The sequence below is a fragment of the Streptomyces sp. 5-10 genome, assembly GCF_014712245.1.
Lineage (GTDB): Bacteria > Actinomycetota > Actinomycetes > Streptomycetales > Streptomycetaceae > Streptomyces > Streptomyces violaceusniger.
The window spans coordinates 60,619-78,702 of sequence record NZ_JACVYG010000028.1; the positions used below are offsets into that span (position 1 = coordinate 60,619).

Below are 18,084 nucleotides of genomic sequence, written 5' to 3' on the forward strand. Positions count from 1 at the left end.
CCGTAATGAGGAACGACCCGCGGAAACGCCGAAGGCCGCCCCTCGGGCGGCCTTCGCGAGATCTTGGGAGTGCGCGATTCAGTGGGCCGCCGGATGAGCGGTCCACCACCAGGTCATGGTCAGTCGCGCGAACATGTCGAAGACCCTACAGGATCAGTTCCAGGGGTTGGCGGGCTGATCGTTGATCGCGGTCCAGAAGCGGGTGCCTTCGGGCACGTAGCCGTACGCCCAGAAGGACCAGCCACCGCTCGCCTCCAGGTTGGCGCCGTACCGGCCGTCGTGGAACTCGGCCTCGCGCCAGTCCGCGCCGTAGTACTGCGCACAGATCGCGTCCGCCGCGGCCCGGCTGGTCAGCGACTTGCCCAGCACGGGCGGCGTCGCGGCCACGGTGCCGCGCGACCAGCCGGCGTAGAAGTCCGGGGTGATCCCCGCGGGCACGGCGCTGCCGTTCACTCTCAGGCACAGTAAGGGCAGCGTCGCGGTCGCGGCGGTGTCACCGTTGTAGGCGTCGGTCGAGGCATCGGCCCCCACCCGGACCGTGCCGTTGGTCCCCTTCGCGAGCACGGTCCAGGTCATCCCGGACGGGATGGCCGACGAGTCCGCCTGGGCGGGGGAGGCCGCGAACGGCAGCAGGACGAGCGAGGCGACGGCCGCGAGGGCGGTCGCGCCGCCGCGGAGCCACGTCCTCAGGTGCTTCGGGGCCTTCGGGGTCTTGCTCATGGCGTCTCTCCTTCGGGTGTCGGCGCCGGCCCGGGTGGACCGGCCTCGACCAGCGTCCGAGGAGGGCACGCTTCCATCACGTTCTCTTCACGACATGGCCGTAATCCGCCGCAGGATGCCCGAACGCCCGTTCTTGCGGCCCGGCTTCCGGATGTGCCGGGGCGGGGTCGCGGGAGCGAGGTGGGCCACGGCGTGATGGACGGTGTCTCATCCTTTGGGCAACGGGCTGGACGGCCGTGGAGACCCCGTAACCTTGTGCGGGTGACCGTGAACGCTGAAACCCACGCCGGTGGCCACACCTGGCAGTCTCTTCCCGCGGCGCAGCAGCCCGATTGGCCGGACCGAGCGGCTCTGCGCGATGTGATCGCTGAGCTCGAGTCCTATCCGCCGCTCGTCTTCGCGGGCGAGTGCGACGCGCTGCGGCACCGCCTGGGGGCCGTGGCGCGGGGCGAGGCGTTTCTGCTCCAGGGCGGTGACTGCGCCGAGGCATTCGACGGCGTGGGCGCCGACCAGATCCGCAACAAGCTCAAGACGCTCCTCCAGATGGGCGCCGTGCTGACCTACGCCGGGTCCGTCCCGGTGGTGAAGGTGGGCCGGATCGCCGGGCAGTACAGCAAGCCGCGCTCCAAGCCGACCGAGACCCGGGACGGGGTGACCCTGCCCACCTACCGCGGCGACTCCGTCAACGGGTTCGAGTTCACCCCCGAGGCGCGGATCCCGGATCCGCAGCGGCTGAAGCGGATGTACCAGGCGTCGGCCTCGACGCTGAACCTGGTGCGCGCCTTCACCACCGGCGGCTACGCGGACCTGCGGCAGGTGCACGCCTGGAACCAGGACTTCGTGAAGTCCTCGCCCTCGGGCCAGCGCTACGAGGTGCTGGCGCGCGAGATCGACCGGGCGCTGGCCTTCATGAACGCCTGTGGGGTGGACCCGGAGGAGTTCAAGACCGTCGAGTTCTTCTCCTCGCACGAGGCGCTGATCCTGGACTACGAGACGGCGATGACCCGTACCGACTCCCGCACCGGCGAGCTGTACGACGTCTCCGGCCACATGGTCTGGATCGGCGAGCGCACCCGGCAGCTGGACGGGGCGCACATCGAGTTCGCCTCCAAGGTCCGCAACCCGGTGGGCGTGAAGCTGGGCCCGACGACCACGCCGGAAGAGGCGCTGTCGCTGATCGAGCGGATCGACCCGGACCGCGAGCCGGGCCGGCTGACCTTCATCACCCGGATGGGCGCGGACAAGATCCGTGAGAAGCTGCCCGACCTGGTGGAGAAGGTGACCGCCTCCGGTGCGCAGGTCGCCTGGGTCTGCGATCCGATGCACGGCAACACCTTCGAGGCGGCGTCCGGGCACAAGACCCGCCGCTTCGACGATGTGCTGGACGAGGTCAAGGGCTTCTTCGAGGTCCACAAGGAGCTGGGCACCCATCCGGGCGGCATCCATGTGGAGCTGACCGGCGACGATGTCACGGAGTGCGTGGGCGGCGGCGACGAGATCTTCGTCGACGATCTGCACCAGCGCTACGAGACGGCGTGCGACCCGCGGCTCAACCGCAGCCAGTCGCTGGACCTGGCGTTCCTGGTGGCGGAGATGTACCGGGACCAGTAGGGCTCGGCGCAGAGATCACAAAGACGCAGGTGGGGCGCGGATCACAACGATCCGCGCCCGCTGCGCGTTGTGGGGGTCCGGCGCGGCAGGTAAGGTAAGGGTTACCTCACTGATCAAGGTCAACTGATCAAGGCCATCGTCAACGCCACCGCTGGAGAGCCCGTGTACGTCTGCTCATGCTTCGGGATCACCGAGCAGCAGGTGCGTGAGCACGCCGAAACGGGCGCGTGCACCCCGCGCCAGATCGCCGGTGCCTGCAAGGCGGGCACGGACTGCGGATCGTGCGTGCGGAAGATCCAGGCGCTGCTGGGCCGCGGCGCGTGCCCCCGGCGCGAGGCGCTGGACCCGGTCGTCCTGACGACGGCCGCGACGACGGCAGCCGCCGCCGCTTCCGTCCCGGAGCCGACGGCGGCCGAGGCGGCCTGACCGGCGGACCGGCGGACCGGTTCGGTCGCCGCGCGTTCTGCCGCTGCGCGTTCGGCCGCCGGTGACTTCTGCCGCCCGCGACTTCTGGCGCCCCGGGCTCAGTGGCCCTTGCCGCTCCCGGAGTAGTTGTCGCCGTTGTCGCTGGGCTGCTCGATCTGCTGGGCGATGTAGAGGGGCTCGCCGAGCTTCTCGATCAGTTCCAGCTGGGTGTCGAGATAGTCGATGTGGAGTTCCTCGTCGGCGAGGATGTACTCGAAGAGATTCGCCGAGGTGATGTCCGCCTTGGACCGCATCAGCTCGATGCCCCGCTTGAGGCGGTCGATCGCCTCGACCTCCACCTGCCGGTCGGCCTGGAACATCTCGGTCAGCGTCTGCCCCACCCGGACATGGAAGAGCCGCTGGTAATTGGGCAGCCCATCCAGAAGAAGGATGCGGTCGGTGAGGATCTCCGCATGCTTCATCTCATCGAAAGACTCCGACCGGGTGTATTTGGCAAGCCGAGTCCAGCCAAAGTTGTCCTGCATCTTTGAGTGCAGAAAGTACTGATTGATCGCGGTCAGTTCGCCGGTCAGCTGCTCGTTGAGGAACTCGAGGACCTCGGGGTCACCCTGCATCGGAGGGGCTCCTTCCAATCCGATCGGGAACGGCAGGTTCCGCGCATCGTCGCACCGCGCCTGTTGGGGCGTCCAGTAAGTGCACGCTTAGTACGAGTTGTGCCCGTCCCCGATGCCCTGGTCACGACCACCCCCGGCGGTCTGAGACCATGGAGCCCATGGGTCAGTCGGAAAGCCGCGAGGGGGAGCTCGCGAAGCTGCCTCCTGGGCAGCGACTGCAGCGCGGTTGGCCGGTTACGCACTATGGGCCGGTCCCGAAGTTCAAGCCGGACCGATGGGAGTTCCGGGTCTTCGGCGCCACGGCGGACGGCGAAAAACACTGCTGGACACATGGAGAGTTCTCGGCCCTGCCGTACTCGACGGTCATGGCCGACCTGCACTGCGTCACCAAATTCAGCATGCTCGACGCCGAATGGGGCGGGGTTTCCGCACTGGAGATCGTGAAGCTCGCACCGCCGGCGCCCGACGTCACCCATGTGATGGTGTGGGCCGAATACGGGTTCAGCTCGAATCTGCGGCTGTCGGACTTCATGGCGGAGACCACGATTTTCGCCACCCACAAGGACGGTGAGCTGCTCACCGCGGAGCACGGCTTTCCGGTGCGGCTGGTGGTGCCCCACCTGTACGCCTGGAAGGGCCCGAAATGGGTGCGCGGGGTGGAGTACATGACCGCCGACCGCCGCGGCTTCTGGGAGGAGCGCGGCTACCACAACATCGGCGACCCCTGGACCGAGCAGCGCTACTCCTACCAGGAGGAGCCCGGCGACGGCCCGGAGCTCTAGCGGGTGTCCGGCGGGCTCCAGGGGCTTCGCCCCTGGCCCCCGGGCCTGGCCCCCGCCCCTGGCCCCGGGGCCTGGCTTCCGGGGTCTGGGGCGGAGCCCCAGTTGTGGGAAGGGGCGGGGAGGGGAAAGGTCCGCCGCAGGCGTCAAGACCCGCCGGACGCCGCGTAGGCCGGGCCGCCTCGCGCGGTCAGTGGTACTGGTGGACCACCGCATGCCCCTTCCCCCGCGCGATCATCCACCTGTTGACCGGCGTGGTGACCAGGAAGGCCACCGCGAACGACAGGGCCAGGCTGAGCCAGAAGAGAACGTCCGACAGCGTCGCGTCCATCGCGCCCGGGAAGACGACGATCGTCGCGTTGTCGGCCAGCTCCATGATCGTGATCGATACGGTGTCGGCCGCCAGGGCCACCCGCAGCGCGCTGCGCATATCCAGCCCCGCCCGCAGCACGCCCCGCATCGTCAGGGAGTAGCCGAAGACGAAGGCGAGCACGATCGCCAGGATCATGGTCGGGACGTTGTGCCAGGCCAGGGCCGTGCCGATGGCCATGCCCACGACCTCGCCGATGGCGCAGCCGGTGAGGCAGTGCAGGGTGGCCTGGGCGGCCATCGACCAGCTCGTCGCGCTCCCGTGGTGCTCCTGGTGCCCAGGACCTTGGTGCCCAGGACCTTGGTGGCCATGACCTTGGTGTCCATGGTCCTGATGCCCATGGTCCTGGTGGTCATGAGGTCCGCCCTGCGTGTGCTCATGCTGTCGCATGTCCATACCCCCAGCGCTGATCGCGGAATTCGTCGACCACCGTCAACGGTATACCCCCTAGGGGTATTCCTCAACGCGCCGGCGCGTTCTCAGGCCACCCCGTCGCGCAGCTCCTTCAGCCGGGCCACGTCCGCCGCATGCCCCTCCGTACCGCCCGGCGTCTCGATGACCAGCGGCACCCCGTTGGTCGCGGGGTGGGTGAACAGCTCGCGGAACGGCTCCGCCCCGATGTGCCCGGCGCCGATGTTCGCGTGCCGGTCCTTGTGGGCGCCGACCACGTCCTTGGAGTCATTGGCGTGGATCAGCCTGAGCCGCCCCTCGCCGGCGACGGCCACCAGCTCGTCCAGGGTCCGCTTCACCCCGCCCGGAGCGGCGAGGTCGTGGCCCGCCGCGAACACATGGCAGGTGTCCAGACAGACCCCGAGCCGGGGATGCCGGTCCAGCGCCTCGACATACGGGCCCAGGTCCTCCACCAGCGCGCACAGCGAGGTGCCCTGCCCGGCGGTCGGCTCCAGTAGCAGCCAGGGGTCGTCGTCCCGGGTCAGCTCGTCCAGCAGCGGCAGCACCCGCTCCCGCACCTGCGCGATCGCCGTGGCACGCGGACGTCCCCCAGTCGCCGAACCGGTGTGGACGACCACGCCGAGCGCGCCGATCTCCCGGCCGCGGCGGAGCGAGTGGCGCAGGGACGCAACGGAGCGTTCGGCCGTGGCCTCGGTGTGCGAACCGAAGTTGATCAAGTAGGGGGCGTGGACGTACACGGGTATCGACCGCTCGGCGCAGCCGGCGCGGAACGCCTCGTCCTGAGCGGGCGTACCGGCCGGGGTGGCCCAGCCGCGCGGATTGGCGACGAAGACCTGGACGGTCTCGGCGCCGATGTCGGCGGCGTGCGCCAGACCGACGGTGGCGAGGCCACCGGCCACACGGATATGGCCACCGATGGGGTTGCGGATGCGATGCGTACTCACGCCACCAAGGGTCCCAGGTGCGATGGGCCCGCGTTGCCGCCCTCCGGACGGGGTGATTCCTCTGGACGGGGTGATTCCTCTGGATGGGGTGATGCCCCCGGGCCGGGGCCGCTGTCGGTGGGTGCCCCTACTGTGACGTACATGACTCTGCTGAGCTTTGACCGCCGCTGCTCCGAGATCGTCGCGCAGACCCAGCTGTTGCGGGGCTCGATCGAGGGCGCGGATCTGACCCGCCCCGTACCCACGTGCCCCGGCTGGAACGTCGGGCAGCTGCTGCGTCATCTCGGCGGAACCCATCGGTGGGCCGAGGAGATAGTGCGCACCCGGGCCACCGAAGCGCTGCCCGACCAGCACTTCCGCGATCTGTCGCCGTACGCGGAGGAGGACCCCGCCGAGCTGGCCCCCTGGCTGGTCGAGGGCGCCCAGCTGCTGGCCGACACGCTGCGCGAGGCGGGGCCCGAGGCGCGGCTGTGGACCCCGGTGCCGGACTTCGGGCAGGTCGCCGGAGGGCGCGCGGACTTCTACGCCCGCCGCTTCACCCATGAGACGGCGATCCACCGGGCCGACGCGGTCCTGGCCCTCGGCGCGGAGTACACCCTCGACCAGGAGGTGGCCCTGGACGGGTTCGACGAGTGGCTGGCGCTCGGCTCGCTGCCGATGCACTTCGAGGTCCACCCCTGGATGCGCGAGCTGCTCGGCCCCGGCCGCACCCTGCACCTCCACGCGACCGACACCGCGCCGGAGGTGGCGGCGGAGTGGGTTGTCGACCTCACCGGCGACGCGATCAGCTGGCGGCGGGCGCATGAGAAGGCCGCGGTCGCGGTGCGCGGGCCGCTGACCGACCTGCTGCTGATCATCTACAAGCGGCGCCCGGCCCGCGGCGCGGGCGTCGAGATCCTGGGCGATGAGAAGCTGCTGGACTTCTGGCTGGAGCGGGTCAGCTTCGGATGAGCTCAGCTTCGGATGAGCGGCCGGGGCGGACGGCGTTCGCCGTCCGGCGGCCGCCATCCGTCCCTGAGCCCTCAGAACCTCAGAACACGCCGCCCTCGGTCTTGATGGTGATCGTGCTGCCCTTGGGCGCCTCGTCGCCGCCCTCCACCGACTGGTCCTTCACCTTGTCCCCGGGGAACAGCAGCGCCTTCTCGACGTTCACCTTGAACCCGGCGTCCTCCAGCTCCGCCTTGGCGTCGTCCACGTTCATCCCCGTGACGTCCGGCACCTCGACCATCTGCACGCCCTTGGAGACCGTCAGCGTCACCGTGTCGCCCTTGGCGGCCTTGTCGTCCGACGACGGGGACTGCTCGGCGACCGAGCCCTTGTCCTCCTCCGAGAACACCTGCCGCTCGGCGACCTTCACCTTGAAGCCCTCGCCCTCCAGCGTGGACCGGGCCTCGTCGACCGAATCGCCCACCACGTCCGGGACGTCGACCGGCCGGCCCTTGCTGACCACGATCGACACGGGCGTCTCGGGGCGGCGCACGGAGTCGGGGCCCGGGCTGGTGGAGAGGACCGAGCCCTGGGCCGTCTCACTGCTGAAGCGGCCGGTGACCTTGCCGACCGTCAGCCCCTGGTCCGCGATCTTCCGCTTGGCCTCGGCGAGCGGCATGCCCACCACATTGGGCACCTCGGCCCGCGGCCGCCCCTGGGAGACCCGGATGGTCACGGTGCCGGTGTCGCGGACGCGCTCGCCCGGGCCGGGCTTGGAGCCGATGACCTTCCCCTTGGGGACGACATCGCTGAACTCGTTGACGACCTTCACCTCGAGACCCGCGCCGTGCAGCTTCTTCTCGGCCTCCGCCTGGGTCTTCCGCAGCACCGGCGGGACCTCGGTGAACTGGCCGACGCTGATGTACCAGACGCCGACGCCGAGGGCGACCGCCAGCAGCACCGCGGCGGCGATCGTCACCATCCCGCGGCGCGACAACCGGCCCCGGCCGCCCTGTCGGTGCCCCTCCTGCCGGGGTGGCTCCGGCGGCAGCTCCAGACGGCTGGTGTGGTTGAGCCGGTCCTGGTCGTCGACGGCCACCGCCGGGCGCGGAACCACCGCCGTACGGTTCTCGGACCCGGCCGAGAGGTCCTCCTTGGCCTGCGGCGGCACCGCGTCCAGCTGGTCGTCGGTCAGCGCGGCCCGCACCGCGCGGGTCGTGCTCAGCAGCGCGACGGCGTCGGCGGGGCGCGCCTCGACGGCGCGCGCGGTGGCCGAGGCCACCAGCGCGTCCAGCTCCGGGGCGACCCCGGGCGCGAGGGCCGAGGGCGGCGGGACGTCCTCGTTCAGATGCTGATAGAGGACCTGCGCCGGGGTGCTGCCGCCGTGCGGCTTGGTGCCGGTCAGCATCTCGTACAGCACCACACCGCAGGCGTAGACATCGGCGCGGGTGTCGGCCGTGCCGTGCTCGATCTGCTCGGGCGCGAGATACGAGACGGTGCCGAGGACGCTGCCGGTGGAGGCGCTGGTGTTGCTGTCCACCGCCCGGACCAGGCCGAAGTCGGCGACCTTGACCCGTCCGTCGTCCCCGATCAGCACGTTCTCGGGCTTCATGTCGCGGTGGACGAAACCGGCGCGGTGGGCCGCGCCGAGCGCGGCCAGCACCGGCTCCAGGATGTCCAGCGCGGCGCGCGGATGCAGGGCCCCGCGCCCGCGGAGCACATCGCGCAGGGTGCAGCCGGAGACGTACTCCATGGCCAGATAGACATGGCCGCCGTCCGCTCCCTGGTCGTAGACGGCGACCACATTGGCGTGCGCGAGTCTCGCGACGGACTTCGCCTCCCGGATGAAGCGCTCGACGAAGGCCGCGTCGGAGGCGAGGCTCTGATGCATCACCTTCAGGGCGAGCACACGGTCCAGCCGGGTGTCGACGGCCCGGTAGACCGTCGCCATCCCGCCAACGGCGATGCGCGCCTCGATGCGGTAGCGGCCGTCGAGCTCCTGCCCGACGAGGGGGTCCTGGAGGGTCGTATCCACGGGGGAAGTCTACGAGGCGCCGATATCGGCCAGGACCAGCCGCCCCAGGTGGGGCCGGTACCGCAGCGGAACGGTGACACGGGCGGGTCGGTAACTGTGACACTGGCGGGTCAGAAACCGTGACACCGGCGGGTCGGTAACTGTGACACCGGCGGGTCAGTTGTGCGACGCGGCGGCGATCGCGGCCAGCTCCTCCAGCGCGGAGGTCCAGGACAGCGTGGCGTACTCGGTGTGCTTGGCCTTGGCGTCGTCGGGGACGGCCAGCGCGCGGATGCCGCTCTCCGCGAACCGCAGCCGGGTGCCCCGCCCCTCGGGCGAGAGCGCGAACTCCACGAGGGTGGCTTCGCCGGGGTCCGAGGGGGCGCGATCGGGCTCCAGGGCCAGCCGGAAGCGGAAGAGGGCGTCCGGGACCGCGCGCTCGACCTGGCCGTGGAACTCTCCGAGCTCATCCCAGCGGAACCGGAGCCGCCCGCCGGGGTGCGGATCGATCTCGCAGCCGCCGGGGGCGTACCAGGCGCGGATGTGCTCGGGCGTCGTCAGCACCCGCCACACCCGGTCGATCGGCGCCGGTACGTACACCTCGCGCTCGATCCGGTCGTCCACGGTCACGGTCACGTCGACCACCTCCGGGCTGTGGGCTGCTCCCTCCTCCCTCCACGGTAGGGCCCCGCGGGGCCCGGACCTGGGCGCGGGCCCGGACACCGGACCCGGGCCCGGACACCGGCTGGCCGAAGGACCCAGGGCCTCAGCAGGTCGGAGGAAGTCCGCTGTGGTTCGGCAGCGCGTTCGGCAGCGCCCCGATGGGGCGCGGGGCTGTGTCGATGTGCGGCTCCGCCGCGCGGGCGCGACCAGCCACGATGGCGCCGCAGACGGCCGACGACGCATCGCGGCACTTCCAGCGGAGCGCTTGGCCGAAGGCTCAGGACCTCGCCGAGAGCCCTGAACCGAACCTAGCCGAAGGCCGGGCGCTCGGGGTCCAGGGCGGCCAGGCCCTCGGCCGGGCTCGACGCCTCGGCGAAGTGGCGGCGCGGGATCCGGCCCGCCCGGTGGGCCAGCCGGCCCGCCTCCACCGCGTGCCGCATCGCCCCCGCCATCAGCTCCGGCTCCTGGGCCCGGGTGACGGCCGAGGCGAGCATCACCGCCGCGCACCCCAGCTCCATGGCCAGCGCGGCGTCCGACGCCGTGCCCGCGCCCGCGTCCAGAATCACCGGCACGGTGGCGCGCTCGGTGATCAGCTGGAAGTTGTGCGGATTGCGGATGCCGAGCCCGGAGCCGATCGGGGAGCCGAGCGGCATGATCGCGGCGCAGCCGACGTCCTCCAGCTTCCGGGCCAGGATCGGATCGTCGTTGGTGTACGGCAGGACCGTGAACCCGTCGTCCACCAGGGTCTCGGCGGCGTCCAGCAGCTCGATCGGATCCGGGAGCAGGGTGCGCTCGTCGGCGACCACCTCCAGCTTCACCCAGTCCGTGCCCAGGGCCTCCCGGGCGAGGCGGGCGGTCAGGACGGCCTCACCGGCGGTGAAACACCCGGCGGTGTTGGGCAGCGGGCGGATCCCGTGCCGGTCGAGCACGGAGAGCACCGACCCCTGCACCGTGGGGTCGAGCCGCCGCATCGCGACGGTCGTCAGCTCGGTGCCCGAGGCCAGTAGCGAACGCTCCAGGATCTCCAGACTGGGCGCGCCGCCCGTGCCCATGATCAGCCGGGAGCCGAAGTCGGTCCCGGCGATGGTGAGCGGATCGGGCGCGGCGAGCGACGCCCGGTCGGCGGCGCCGGGGGCCGTCGTGGCGCCGGGGGCGGCGGTGACGGCTGTGGTGCTTGTGGTGGTCGTGGTGGGAGCCATGAGTGGGATCAGCCTCCTTGGACCGCGGTGAGGACCTCGACACGATCGCCGTCGCCGAGCGAGGTCGCGGACCACTGGGTGCGCGGGACGACCGTCTCGTTGACGGCGGCGGCGACACCCGAGGGCGCCTGGGTGAGGGTCGCGACGAGCCGGTCGAGCGTGGTGCCCTCGGGCACCTCGCGGGGCTCGCCGTTGACGGAGACGGTCATGTGTGCTGCTCCTGTGCTGGGGAGTGCGCGGCGCCAGGGGCACCGGGAGAGGGCGCTGCCGACCCGGGCGAGGGCGTGGCGGCCGGGGCTGGCCCGGTGTTCGGTGGGGCCGTGAAGCGCTGGGGGGTGAACGGCTGGGCCTCCGGGGGGAGTTGACCGCTGATCAGGGCCTCGGCCATGACGTCGCCCGTGATCGGGGTGAGGAGTACGCCGTTGCGGAAGTGGCCGGTGGCCAGCAACAGCCCCGGCAGCGCGGTCGGGCCGAGCAGCGGGGCGTTGTCGGGTGAGCCGGGGCGCAGCCCGGCGCACGTCTCCACCAGCGGCAGTTCGGTGATGCCGGGCACCACCTCATGGGCGTCCCGCAGCAGTTCGTACACCCCGCCCGCGGTGACCGTGGTGTCCCAGCCCAGCTCCTCGCTGGTCGCGCCGATGACCAGCTCGCCGTTCTCGCGCGGCACCAGGTAGACCGGCCCGCCGCGCACCACGGCCCGTACGGTCCGGGAGAGGAACGGCGCGTACCGCTCGGGCACCGACAGCCGCACCACCTGCCCCTTGACGGGCCGTACGGGCGGCAGGACGTCCTCGGGGACGCCCGCGAGCCGTCCGCTGAGGCTGCCCGCGGCCAGTACGGTCCGCTCGGCGGCCAGGCGCGTACCCCCGGTCAGCTCGACCCCGGTGGCGCGGTCGCCGTCCAGCAGCAGCCGCTCCGCGCGGTCGCGGTGGAAGGCGACCCCGGCCCGCTCGCAGGCGGTGAGCAGCGCCGCCGTCAGCCGCCGCGGATCCACCTGGTGGTCACCGGCGACGCGCAGCCCGCCGTGCACGCCCGGCGAGAGCATCGGCTCCAGACGGCGGCACTCACGCCCCGTCAGCCACTCGGACTCCAGCCCGAGCCCCTGCTGGAAGGTGTGGAGCTCACGCAGATGGGCGCGGTCGTCGGCGTCGAACGCGACGGCGAGGGTGCCGCACGCGCGATGGCCCACGTCCTGGCCGCTGGCCTCCTCGAGCTCGGCCACGAAGTCCGGATAGCGGCGGGCGGAGGCCATGTTGAGGCCGAGCAGGGTCTGCTCGCCGTAGTGCAACTCGGTGACGGCCGCCAGCATCCCGGCCGCGACCCAGGCGGCTCCGCCGCCGGGCGCCGGGTCGACGAGCGCGGTACGCAACCCGCGCTGTGCCGCCCGCCAGGCGGTGACCAGCCCGATGATGCCGCCCCCGATGACGAGGGCGTCGTAGCGTCCGCCGGGTGGCGGCCCGCCTGATGTGTGAGGTCCATCGTCATGACCTGGTGCGTGCGTGGACACGCTGCCCCTCCCTTCGCCGGCATGACCCGGATCAGGTTCGTACGGTCGGAGGCCGTTCCAGCCTCCCTCTCAGCCCGGTACGCCCGGGCTCCCGCGAGTGCTCTGTCCCGCCACCCTAGTACGTGCCCCGAATCGCCCGAAAGAGCGGCCATAAACCAGACACCCCAGCCCCCGGCGGTTCCCCATCCAGCCCCCGTGCGTCCGACCCGCCCCCTTCCGGTGTGTCGTCTCAGCCCCCGTGTGAGCCCTTCTGGCGTGTCGCCCCCCGGTCCCCGGCGGTTCCCGATCCAGCTCCCGTGTGTCCGGCCCGAGCCCTTCCGGTGTGTCGTCTGAGCCCCCGTGTGAGCCCTTCCGGTGTGTCGTCTCAGCCCCCCGTGTGAGCCCTTCCGGTGTGTCGTCTCAGCCCCCCGTGTGAGCCCTTCCGGTGTGTCGCCCCCTGGCCCCCGGCGGTTCCCGATCCAGCCCCCGTGTGTCCGCCCCGCCCCCTTCCGGTGTGTCGTCTCAGCCCCCCGTGTGAGCCCTTCCGGTGTGTCGCCCCCTGGCCCCCGGCGGTTCCCGATCCAGCCCCCGTGTGTCCGCCCACAGCCCTTCGGGCGCGTCGCCCCCGGCCCCCGGCGCGTCCCGCTCCAGCCTCCGGCGTGTCTACCCCTGCCCCCGGGGTGTCCGACTTCAGCCCTCTGGCGTGTCCGCCCCAGCCCCCGCGTCTCGGCCCCGGCCCCCGGCGCGTCTGGCCCAGTCCTTCCGGCGTGTCCGACCTCAGCCTCCGGCGCGTTCCCCCCACCACCCCCGCGTCGCACCCCCGCCCCGGCGGGGGTGCGAGGGGGCGCAGCCCCCTCGTTTCGGGGAGGGGCGGGGTGGGGGCTCACCGCCGGAGGCCCCCACAACCCGCACCCGCCCCCCGCCCGCCCCCACTCTGTGTCCGACCTCTCGCAAGCCGCTCTCCAGTCCGCCCCACCAGCCGCAATACAGTGATCGTGTGAGCGATGAGACGACGACGAAGCCGTCCTCGAACGGCGGCGGACAGCGCGTGGTGATCGTCGGAGCGGGCATGGCGGGGGTGCAAACCGCCGTCGCGCTGCGCGAACAGGGCTGGACCGGGGAGATCGTCCTGCTGGGCGCGGAGCGCCATCAGCCCTACGACCGGCCCCCGCTGTCCAAGGCCGTACTGCTCGGAAAGGCCGAGGGCTCGACGCTCGACGTGGACTTCGCCGGACTCGGCATCGGGCTACGGCTCGGCGTCCAGGTCACCGGCCTGCGCCCGGACAAGCGGCTCGTCGAGACCGCGACCGGCCAGCTCCCGTACGACGTCCTGGTGATCGCCACCGGCGCCGAGCCGATCCCGCTGCCGGGCAGCGAAGAAGAGCCCGGCGTCCATCTGCTGCGCACGCTGGACGACGCCGAGCGGCTGCGCCCGGTGCTCGCCCGGCAGCGCGAGATCGCGGTCGTGGGGGCGGGCTGGATCGGCGCGGAGTTCGCCACGGCCGCGCGCGAGGCGGGCTGCGCCGTGACCGTCGTCGAGGCCGCGGACCGGCCGCTGGCGGGCGCGCTCCCGGCCGAAGTCGCGGCCCCCATGGCGGCCTGGTACGCGGATTACGGGGCCCGCCTGGTCACGGGCGCCCGAGTGGCCTCCGTCGACGAGAGCGGGTTGCTCCTCGGCGACGGCACCCGGCTGCGCGCGAGCGCGGTGGTCGTCGGCATCGGGGCCCGGCCGACCACGGACTGGCTCGCGGGCTCCGGCGTGGAGCTGGCCGAGGACCGGTCCGTCGCCGCCGACGACCGGCTGCGCACCTCCGCGCCGGACGTCTACGCGGTCGGCGACTGCGCCTCCTTCCCGTCCGCCCGCTACGGAACGCGGCTGCTGGTGCACCACTGGGACAACGCGCTCCAGGGGCCGCGCACCGTCGCCGCCAACGTGGTCGGGGGCCGGACGGCCGCCCACTTCCCCGGTGTGGTCTACGACCCGGTGCCGTACTTCTGGTCCGAGCAGTTCGGGCGCTTCGTGCAGTACGCCGGGCACCACTCGGAGGCCGACGAGCTGGTCTGGCGCGGCGATCCGGCCGGGGCAGCCTGGTCGGTGTGCTGGCTGCGCGAGGGCGCCCTGGTCGCCCTGCTGGCCGTCGGCCGTCCGCGCGATCTGGCCCAGGGGCGCAAGCTGATCGAGCGCGGCGCCCGGCTGGACCGGACGCGGGCCGAGGACCCCTCGGTGCCGCTGAAGTCGGCCGTCCTCTGACCGGTCGGCCGACCGCCGATCGGCCGACCGGCCGGGGCGCCCGGGGCCGGGCGGGCGGCCCGCGCGGCGGGCGCCCGGCTACCGACTGTCAGTCCCAGATGGCAGGCTTGTTCCGTGACCGAGATTGACGCAAAGATCGATGCTCTCGTCCCCGCCTGGCTCACCCTCCCCGACGTCGCCGAACGGCTGGGGGTCGAGGTGACGCGCGTCCGGCAGCTGGTCAAGGAGGGCCACCTGATCGCCGTGCGCCGTGGCGAGAACAGGGTGCTTCAGGTGCCCGAGGAGTTCATCGGTGACGGAAAGGTCGTCAAGGGCCTCGTGGGGACCTTGACGCTTCTGAAGGACGACGGCTTCAGTGACGAAGAGATGCTGGAGTGGCTCTTCACCCCCGACCCGAGCCTGCCCGGCACCCCGGCACGGGCGCTGAGCGAGAATCGTGGCACGGAAGTGAAGCGGCGAGCTCAGGCCCTCGCCGTCTGACGCCCTCGTCGGCCGGACTCTCGCGGACCGAACCCGCGCGTTCGACGCCGTCCTGACCCGCGGTCGACACGCCTGCGGTCTGACGCCGTCACCGCACCTGATCGCAACACCTGATCGAACAGATCGCACCTGGCGTACGGGCCGGGTTCCATCCTCGGCCCGTACGCCGCCCGACCCTCCGGGGGGAACCCATGTCCACCGCAGCCACCGCCGCCGCCACCGCTCGCGAGCGGCTGGCCGACGCCCGCCTCTATCTGTGCACCGACGCCCGGAAGCGCCAGGGCGACCTGCCGGAGTTCCTGGACGCCGTCCTGGGGGCGGGGGTGGACATCGTCCAGCTGCGGGAGAAGGAGATGGAGGCGGCCGAGGAGCTGGAGCACCTCCAGGTCTTCGCGGACGCCTGCCGCCGGCACGGCAAGCTGCTGGCCGTCAACGACCGGGCCGATGTCGCGCACGCCATCGGCTCGGATGTGCTCCATCTGGGCCAGGGCGACCTGCCGGTGCCCGCGGCGCGCGCGATCCTCGGCGAGGACGTGCTGATCGGGCGCTCCACCCATGCGGAGGCGGAGGTGGACGCGGCGGCCGTCCAGCCCGGTGTGGACTATTTCTGCACCGGCCCCTGCTGGCCCACCCCCACCAAGCCGGGCCGCCCCGCCCCGGGGCTGTCCCTGGTGCGCTACGCCGCCGCGCTGGGCACGGAGCGGCCGTGGTTCGCCATTGGCGGAATCGACGCCTCCAACCTGGACCAGGTCCTGGATGCGGGCGCCCGCCGCATCGTCGTGGTCCGGGCCATCACGGCCGCCGACGACCCGGCGGGGGCGACGGCTGAGCTGGCGAAGCGGGTCCGCGCGGCGGCGTGACCGGGGTACGACCCGGCCGGGGTGGGGCCAGCCCGGGGCCCGGCCCGACCAGGCCTTGCCTGGCCCGACCCGGCCCGACCAGGACAGGGCCCGACCAGGCCCGACCCGACCAGGACAGGGCCCGACCCGACCGGCATCCAGCTTGACCGGGGCCCGCCCCCTACCCTGGCCCGGCTTTTCACCTGCGCTTCACCTACCTTTCATCCGGCCCGGCCCGGCCCGGCCCGCCCGCCGGTCGAGGGCGTACGGAACTGTCCGCACTGCGGACAGGAAGCTGGCAAAACCCCCATATCTCCGAGGTCGGGTGGGCGTAGCCGGGCCGGGTGGATAGCCTGCACACATGGCCCTAGGCACCGCTTCCACCAGGACCGATCGCGCCCGAACCGTGCGCGATCTGCTCGCGTCGGGCGAGCAGTCGTATTCCTTCGAATTCTTCGCCCCCAAAACGGCAAAGGGCGAGCAGACGCTGTGGAACGCCATCCGCAGGCTGGAAGCCGTCTCGCCCACCTTCGTCTCCGTGACCTACGGAGCAGGTGGTTCCTCCCGCGAGGGCACCGTGCGTGCCACCGAGCGCATCGCGACGGACACCACGCTCACCCCCGTCGCCCATCTGACCGCCGTCAACCACTCCCGGGCCGAGCTGCGCAACATCATCGGGCAGTACGCCGGCGCCGGGATCCGGAACATGCTGGCCCTGCGCGGCGACCCGCCCGGCGATCCCATGGGGGAGTGGGTCCAGCACCCCGACGGTCTCACCTACGCCGCCGATCTGGTCCGGCTGATCAAGGAGTCCGGCGACTTCTGTGTCGGCGTGGCCGCGTTCCCCGAGATGCACCCCCGCTCGACGGACTGGGACACCGACATCCGTCACTTCATCGACAAGTGCCGCGCGGGTGCCGACTTCGCCATCACGCAGATGTTCTTCTATCCCGAGGACTATCTGCGGCTGCGCGACCGGGTCGCCGCGGCGGGCTGTACGACACCGATCATCCCTGAGATCATGCCGGTCACGAACGTCAAGCAGATCGAGCGGTTCGCGCAGCTCAGCAACGCGGCGTTCCCGCCCGAACTGGCCGAGCGGATCCTGGCGGTGAAGGACGACCCGGCGGCTGTACGCTCGATCGGGATCGACTACGCCACGAAGCTGTGCGCGCGGTTGATGGCCGAGGAGATCCCCGGGCTGCACTTCATTACCCTGAACCACTCCACGGCGACGCTGGAAATCTACGAGAATCTGGGACTGCATCAGCGGTCCTGATGACGGCAGCCGACGGGCGGCCGCATTGAGAGGGGCGGGCATGGGCTGGACGGTCCTCTACATCGCTTTCGGCGTCGTCGCGCTGTGGCTGCTGGGAGAGGTCCTCCTGCAGTACAAGGCGCGGCTCCGCTGGCGGCTGCTGGCCTTCGTCGGCTTCCTGGGCGTGGTCGTCGGTGTGCTGATCCCGTCGGTTCCGGTGATCGGGGCGGGCGCGATCGCCTTCGCGGTCGGCCAGACGTATGTGACGCTCTCCTTCCGGCGCGGTTTCGCCGCGGGCTGGGCGCTGAGCGGCGGGCTGCCGGGGCTGCTCGGGCGCGAGGGGAAGAGCACCCGGCCGGACGACGCGGACAAGGAGCCGATCCTCGAGGTCTCCGACCTGGAGGCGGTCCCGGCGGCGCGGCCGGAGCCGCCCACGTACCAGCCGGATCCGCCCACCTACCAGCCGCAGCCGATGCCCGACGACACCGGTGAGTACGGCGTCTACGATGAGCCGTCCCCCTTCACCCCGGCCTCGGGCGCGTACAGCGGCGCGGCGGCGGACGGCTACAGCGCGTACGAGACGTACGGCGGCTACGGCGCGCAGCAGGACCACAGCCAGGGGCAGGGCCACAACTACGGCCAGGACGTCTACGCGGACCAGGCGGGCCAGGCCGGGCAGTACGGCTACGGGAACGAGGCGTACGCGGCCTACGGCCAGGACCCGTACGGCGGCGCCCAGCCCCAGGCCCAGCCCTACGACCAGCAGACGTACGACCAGCAGGCGTACGGCCAGCAGCAGTACGCCGAGCAGTACGCGGCCTACGGCCAGCAGGATCCGTACGGCGGGACCTACGGCGGCGGCGACCACTGGGCGGCCGAGGCCGGCTACGCCTCGCCGGACCCGGCGTACGACGTGACACAGTCCGGCGGGCCCTGGGTGCCGCAGCAGCGCGAGGGCGACGCCGCGCCCCCGGCGGACCAGCAGGCGTACCCGTACCAGCAGCAGCACCAGGGCCAGAACCAGGGCTACCCGCAGGACTTCGACGAGCAGTACCGCTACTGAGCTCCGCCGACAGGTGGGTGCCGCTCCCG

19 protein-coding genes and 1 riboswitch are annotated in these 18,084 nt (G+C 72.0%); of the genes, 9 read left to right on the forward strand and 10 right to left on the reverse strand.

Going from position 1 to position 18,084, the window contains the following annotated elements; genetic code table 11:
* Positions 1-78: 78 nt before the first annotated feature.
* Both IEJ02_RS50855 and IEJ02_RS27545 read right to left on the reverse strand, forming a co-directional pair.
* On the reverse strand, positions 79-135 hold the full coding sequence (locus IEJ02_RS50855; RefSeq protein ID WP_106516695.1) for a trp operon leader peptide: 57 nt from the start codon (positions 133-135) through the stop codon (positions 79-81).
* Between the two features lie 18 nt (positions 136-153).
* The gene (locus tag IEJ02_RS27545) at positions 154-720 is read right to left on the reverse strand and encodes a flagellar hook-length control protein (RefSeq protein ID WP_191067311.1); all 567 of its coding nucleotides are present in this window, start codon (positions 718-720) and stop codon (positions 154-156) included.
* Between the two features lie 261 nt (positions 721-981).
* Here IEJ02_RS27545 and IEJ02_RS27550 point away from each other — a divergent pair, with 261 nt between their 5' ends.
* Both IEJ02_RS27550 and IEJ02_RS27555 read left to right on the forward strand, forming a co-directional pair.
* On the forward strand, positions 982-2,331 hold the full coding sequence (locus IEJ02_RS27550; protein WP_137977586.1) for a class II 3-deoxy-7-phosphoheptulonate synthase: 1,350 nt from the start codon (positions 982-984) through the stop codon (positions 2,329-2,331).
* Between the two features lie 162 nt (positions 2,332-2,493).
* Entirely contained in the window at positions 2,494-2,757 is a 264-nt protein-coding gene (locus IEJ02_RS27555) for a (2Fe-2S)-binding protein (protein ID WP_137977585.1), read from the forward strand.
* Positions 2,758-2,855: 98 nt separating this feature from the next.
* Here the strand turns inward: IEJ02_RS27555 and bfr are convergent, their stop codons facing one another.
* Positions 2,856-3,371 (reverse strand): bacterioferritin, encoded by a 516-nt coding sequence (gene bfr, locus IEJ02_RS27560; protein ID WP_037949059.1) that lies wholly within the window; start codon positions 3,369-3,371, stop codon positions 2,856-2,858.
* A 158-nt stretch (positions 3,372-3,529) separates the two neighbouring features.
* Between bfr and IEJ02_RS27565 the strand changes: the two genes are divergently transcribed.
* Positions 3,530-4,153, forward strand: a complete 624-nt coding sequence (locus tag IEJ02_RS27565) for a sulfite oxidase-like oxidoreductase (protein ID WP_191067312.1) — start codon at positions 3,530-3,532, stop codon at positions 4,151-4,153.
* Positions 4,154-4,340: 187 nt separating this feature from the next.
* Here the strand turns inward: IEJ02_RS27565 and IEJ02_RS27570 are convergent, their stop codons facing one another.
* Positions 4,341-4,916, reverse strand: a complete 576-nt coding sequence (locus IEJ02_RS27570; protein WP_191067313.1) for a DUF4396 domain-containing protein — start codon at positions 4,914-4,916, stop codon at positions 4,341-4,343.
* An 83-nt stretch (positions 4,917-4,999) separates the two neighbouring features.
* A complete protein-coding gene (locus IEJ02_RS27575) occupies positions 5,000-5,875 on the reverse strand; it encodes a deoxyribonuclease IV (protein WP_191067314.1) in 876 nt (291 codons plus the stop codon).
* A 141-nt stretch (positions 5,876-6,016) separates the two neighbouring features.
* Between IEJ02_RS27575 and IEJ02_RS27580 the strand changes: the two genes are divergently transcribed.
* Positions 6,017-6,826 carry a maleylpyruvate isomerase family mycothiol-dependent enzyme gene (locus tag IEJ02_RS27580; RefSeq protein WP_191067315.1) on the forward strand — a complete coding sequence of 270 codons (810 nt, stop codon included), beginning with the start codon at positions 6,017-6,019 and terminating at the stop codon, positions 6,824-6,826.
* 79 nt (positions 6,827-6,905) lie between these two features.
* Here the strand turns inward: IEJ02_RS27580 and pknB are convergent, their stop codons facing one another.
* The 5 genes from pknB to thiO all read right to left on the reverse strand — a co-directional run bounded on the left by pknB (position 6,906) and on the right by thiO (position 12,101).
* Complete coding sequence (gene pknB, locus IEJ02_RS27585) at positions 6,906-8,837, reverse strand: Stk1 family PASTA domain-containing Ser/Thr kinase (RefSeq protein WP_191067316.1); 1,932 nt, start codon at positions 8,835-8,837, stop codon at positions 6,906-6,908.
* 156 nt (positions 8,838-8,993) lie between these two features.
* Positions 8,994-9,452 carry an SRPBCC domain-containing protein gene (locus IEJ02_RS50470; RefSeq protein ID WP_191067317.1) on the reverse strand — a complete coding sequence of 153 codons (459 nt, stop codon included), beginning with the start codon at positions 9,450-9,452 and terminating at the stop codon, positions 8,994-8,996.
* Positions 9,453-9,787: 335 nt separating this feature from the next.
* Positions 9,788-10,531 carry a thiazole synthase gene (locus IEJ02_RS27595; protein ID WP_275559667.1) on the reverse strand — a complete coding sequence of 248 codons (744 nt, stop codon included), beginning with the start codon at positions 10,529-10,531 and terminating at the stop codon, positions 9,788-9,790.
* A gap of 155 nt (positions 10,532-10,686) precedes the next feature.
* The gene (gene thiS, locus IEJ02_RS27600) at positions 10,687-10,887 is read right to left on the reverse strand and encodes a sulfur carrier protein ThiS (protein WP_020872049.1); all 201 of its coding nucleotides are present in this window, start codon (positions 10,885-10,887) and stop codon (positions 10,687-10,689) included.
* A complete protein-coding gene (gene thiO, locus IEJ02_RS27605) occupies positions 10,884-12,101 on the reverse strand; it encodes a glycine oxidase ThiO (protein ID WP_317985935.1) in 1,218 nt (405 codons plus the stop codon). Before thiO ends, thiS begins: the two co-directional genes overlap by 4 nt.
* A 75-nt stretch (positions 12,102-12,176) precedes the next feature.
* A riboswitch (TPP riboswitch) is annotated at positions 12,177-12,290 on the reverse strand.
* Between the two features lie 943 nt (positions 12,291-13,233).
* Here thiO and IEJ02_RS27610 point away from each other — a divergent pair.
* The 5 genes from IEJ02_RS27610 to IEJ02_RS27630 all read left to right on the forward strand — a co-directional run bounded on the left by IEJ02_RS27610 (position 13,234) and on the right by IEJ02_RS27630 (position 18,055).
* Complete coding sequence (locus IEJ02_RS27610; RefSeq protein ID WP_263407986.1) at positions 13,234-14,415, forward strand: NAD(P)/FAD-dependent oxidoreductase; 1,182 nt, start codon at positions 13,234-13,236, stop codon at positions 14,413-14,415.
* 114 nt (positions 14,416-14,529) lie between these two features.
* Positions 14,530-14,895 (forward strand): Rv2175c family DNA-binding protein, encoded by a 366-nt coding sequence (locus tag IEJ02_RS27615; RefSeq protein ID WP_137977577.1) that lies wholly within the window; start codon positions 14,530-14,532, stop codon positions 14,893-14,895.
* 191 nt (positions 14,896-15,086) lie between these two features.
* Positions 15,087-15,755, forward strand: a complete 669-nt coding sequence (thiE, locus tag IEJ02_RS27620) for a thiamine phosphate synthase (RefSeq protein WP_191067319.1) — start codon at positions 15,087-15,089, stop codon at positions 15,753-15,755.
* Positions 15,756-16,095: 340 nt separating this feature from the next.
* On the forward strand, positions 16,096-17,013 hold the full coding sequence (gene metF, locus IEJ02_RS27625; protein WP_191067320.1) for a methylenetetrahydrofolate reductase [NAD(P)H]: 918 nt from the start codon (positions 16,096-16,098) through the stop codon (positions 17,011-17,013).
* 40 nt (positions 17,014-17,053) lie between these two features.
* On the forward strand, positions 17,054-18,055 hold the full coding sequence (locus IEJ02_RS27630) for a hypothetical protein (RefSeq protein WP_191067321.1): 1,002 nt from the start codon (positions 17,054-17,056) through the stop codon (positions 18,053-18,055).
* Positions 18,056-18,084 lie beyond the last annotated feature (29 nt).

Bases quoted from the DNA above. Each gene is read 5' to 3' on its own strand.
- IEJ02_RS27545 (WP_191067311.1), bottom strand. From the start codon at position 720: ATGAGCAAGACCCCGAAGGCCCCGAAGCACCTGAGGACGTGGCTCCGC.
- bfr (WP_037949059.1), bottom strand. From the start codon at position 3,371: ATGCAGGGTGACCCCGAGGTCCTCGAGTTCCTCAACGAGCAGCTGACC.
- IEJ02_RS27565 (WP_191067312.1), top strand. From the start codon at position 3,530: ATGGGTCAGTCGGAAAGCCGCGAGGGGGAGCTCGCGAAGCTGCCTCCT.
- IEJ02_RS27570 (WP_191067313.1), bottom strand. From the start codon at position 4,916: ATGGACATGCGACAGCATGAGCACACGCAGGGCGGACCTCATGACCAC.
- IEJ02_RS27580 (WP_191067315.1), top strand. From the start codon at position 6,017: ATGACTCTGCTGAGCTTTGACCGCCGCTGCTCCGAGATCGTCGCGCAG.
- IEJ02_RS27595 (WP_275559667.1), bottom strand. From the start codon at position 10,531: ATGGGCACGGGCGGCGCGCCCAGTCTGGAGATCCTGGAGCGTTCGCTA.
- thiS (WP_020872049.1), bottom strand. From the start codon at position 10,887: ATGACCGTCTCCGTCAACGGCGAGCCCCGCGAGGTGCCCGAGGGCACC.
- IEJ02_RS27610 (WP_263407986.1), top strand. From the start codon at position 13,234: ATGGCGGGGGTGCAAACCGCCGTCGCGCTGCGCGAACAGGGCTGGACC.
- thiE (WP_191067319.1), top strand. From the start codon at position 15,087: ATGTCCACCGCAGCCACCGCCGCCGCCACCGCTCGCGAGCGGCTGGCC.
- metF (WP_191067320.1), top strand. From the start codon at position 16,096: ATGGCCCTAGGCACCGCTTCCACCAGGACCGATCGCGCCCGAACCGTG.
- IEJ02_RS27630 (WP_191067321.1), top strand. From the start codon at position 17,054: ATGGGCTGGACGGTCCTCTACATCGCTTTCGGCGTCGTCGCGCTGTGG.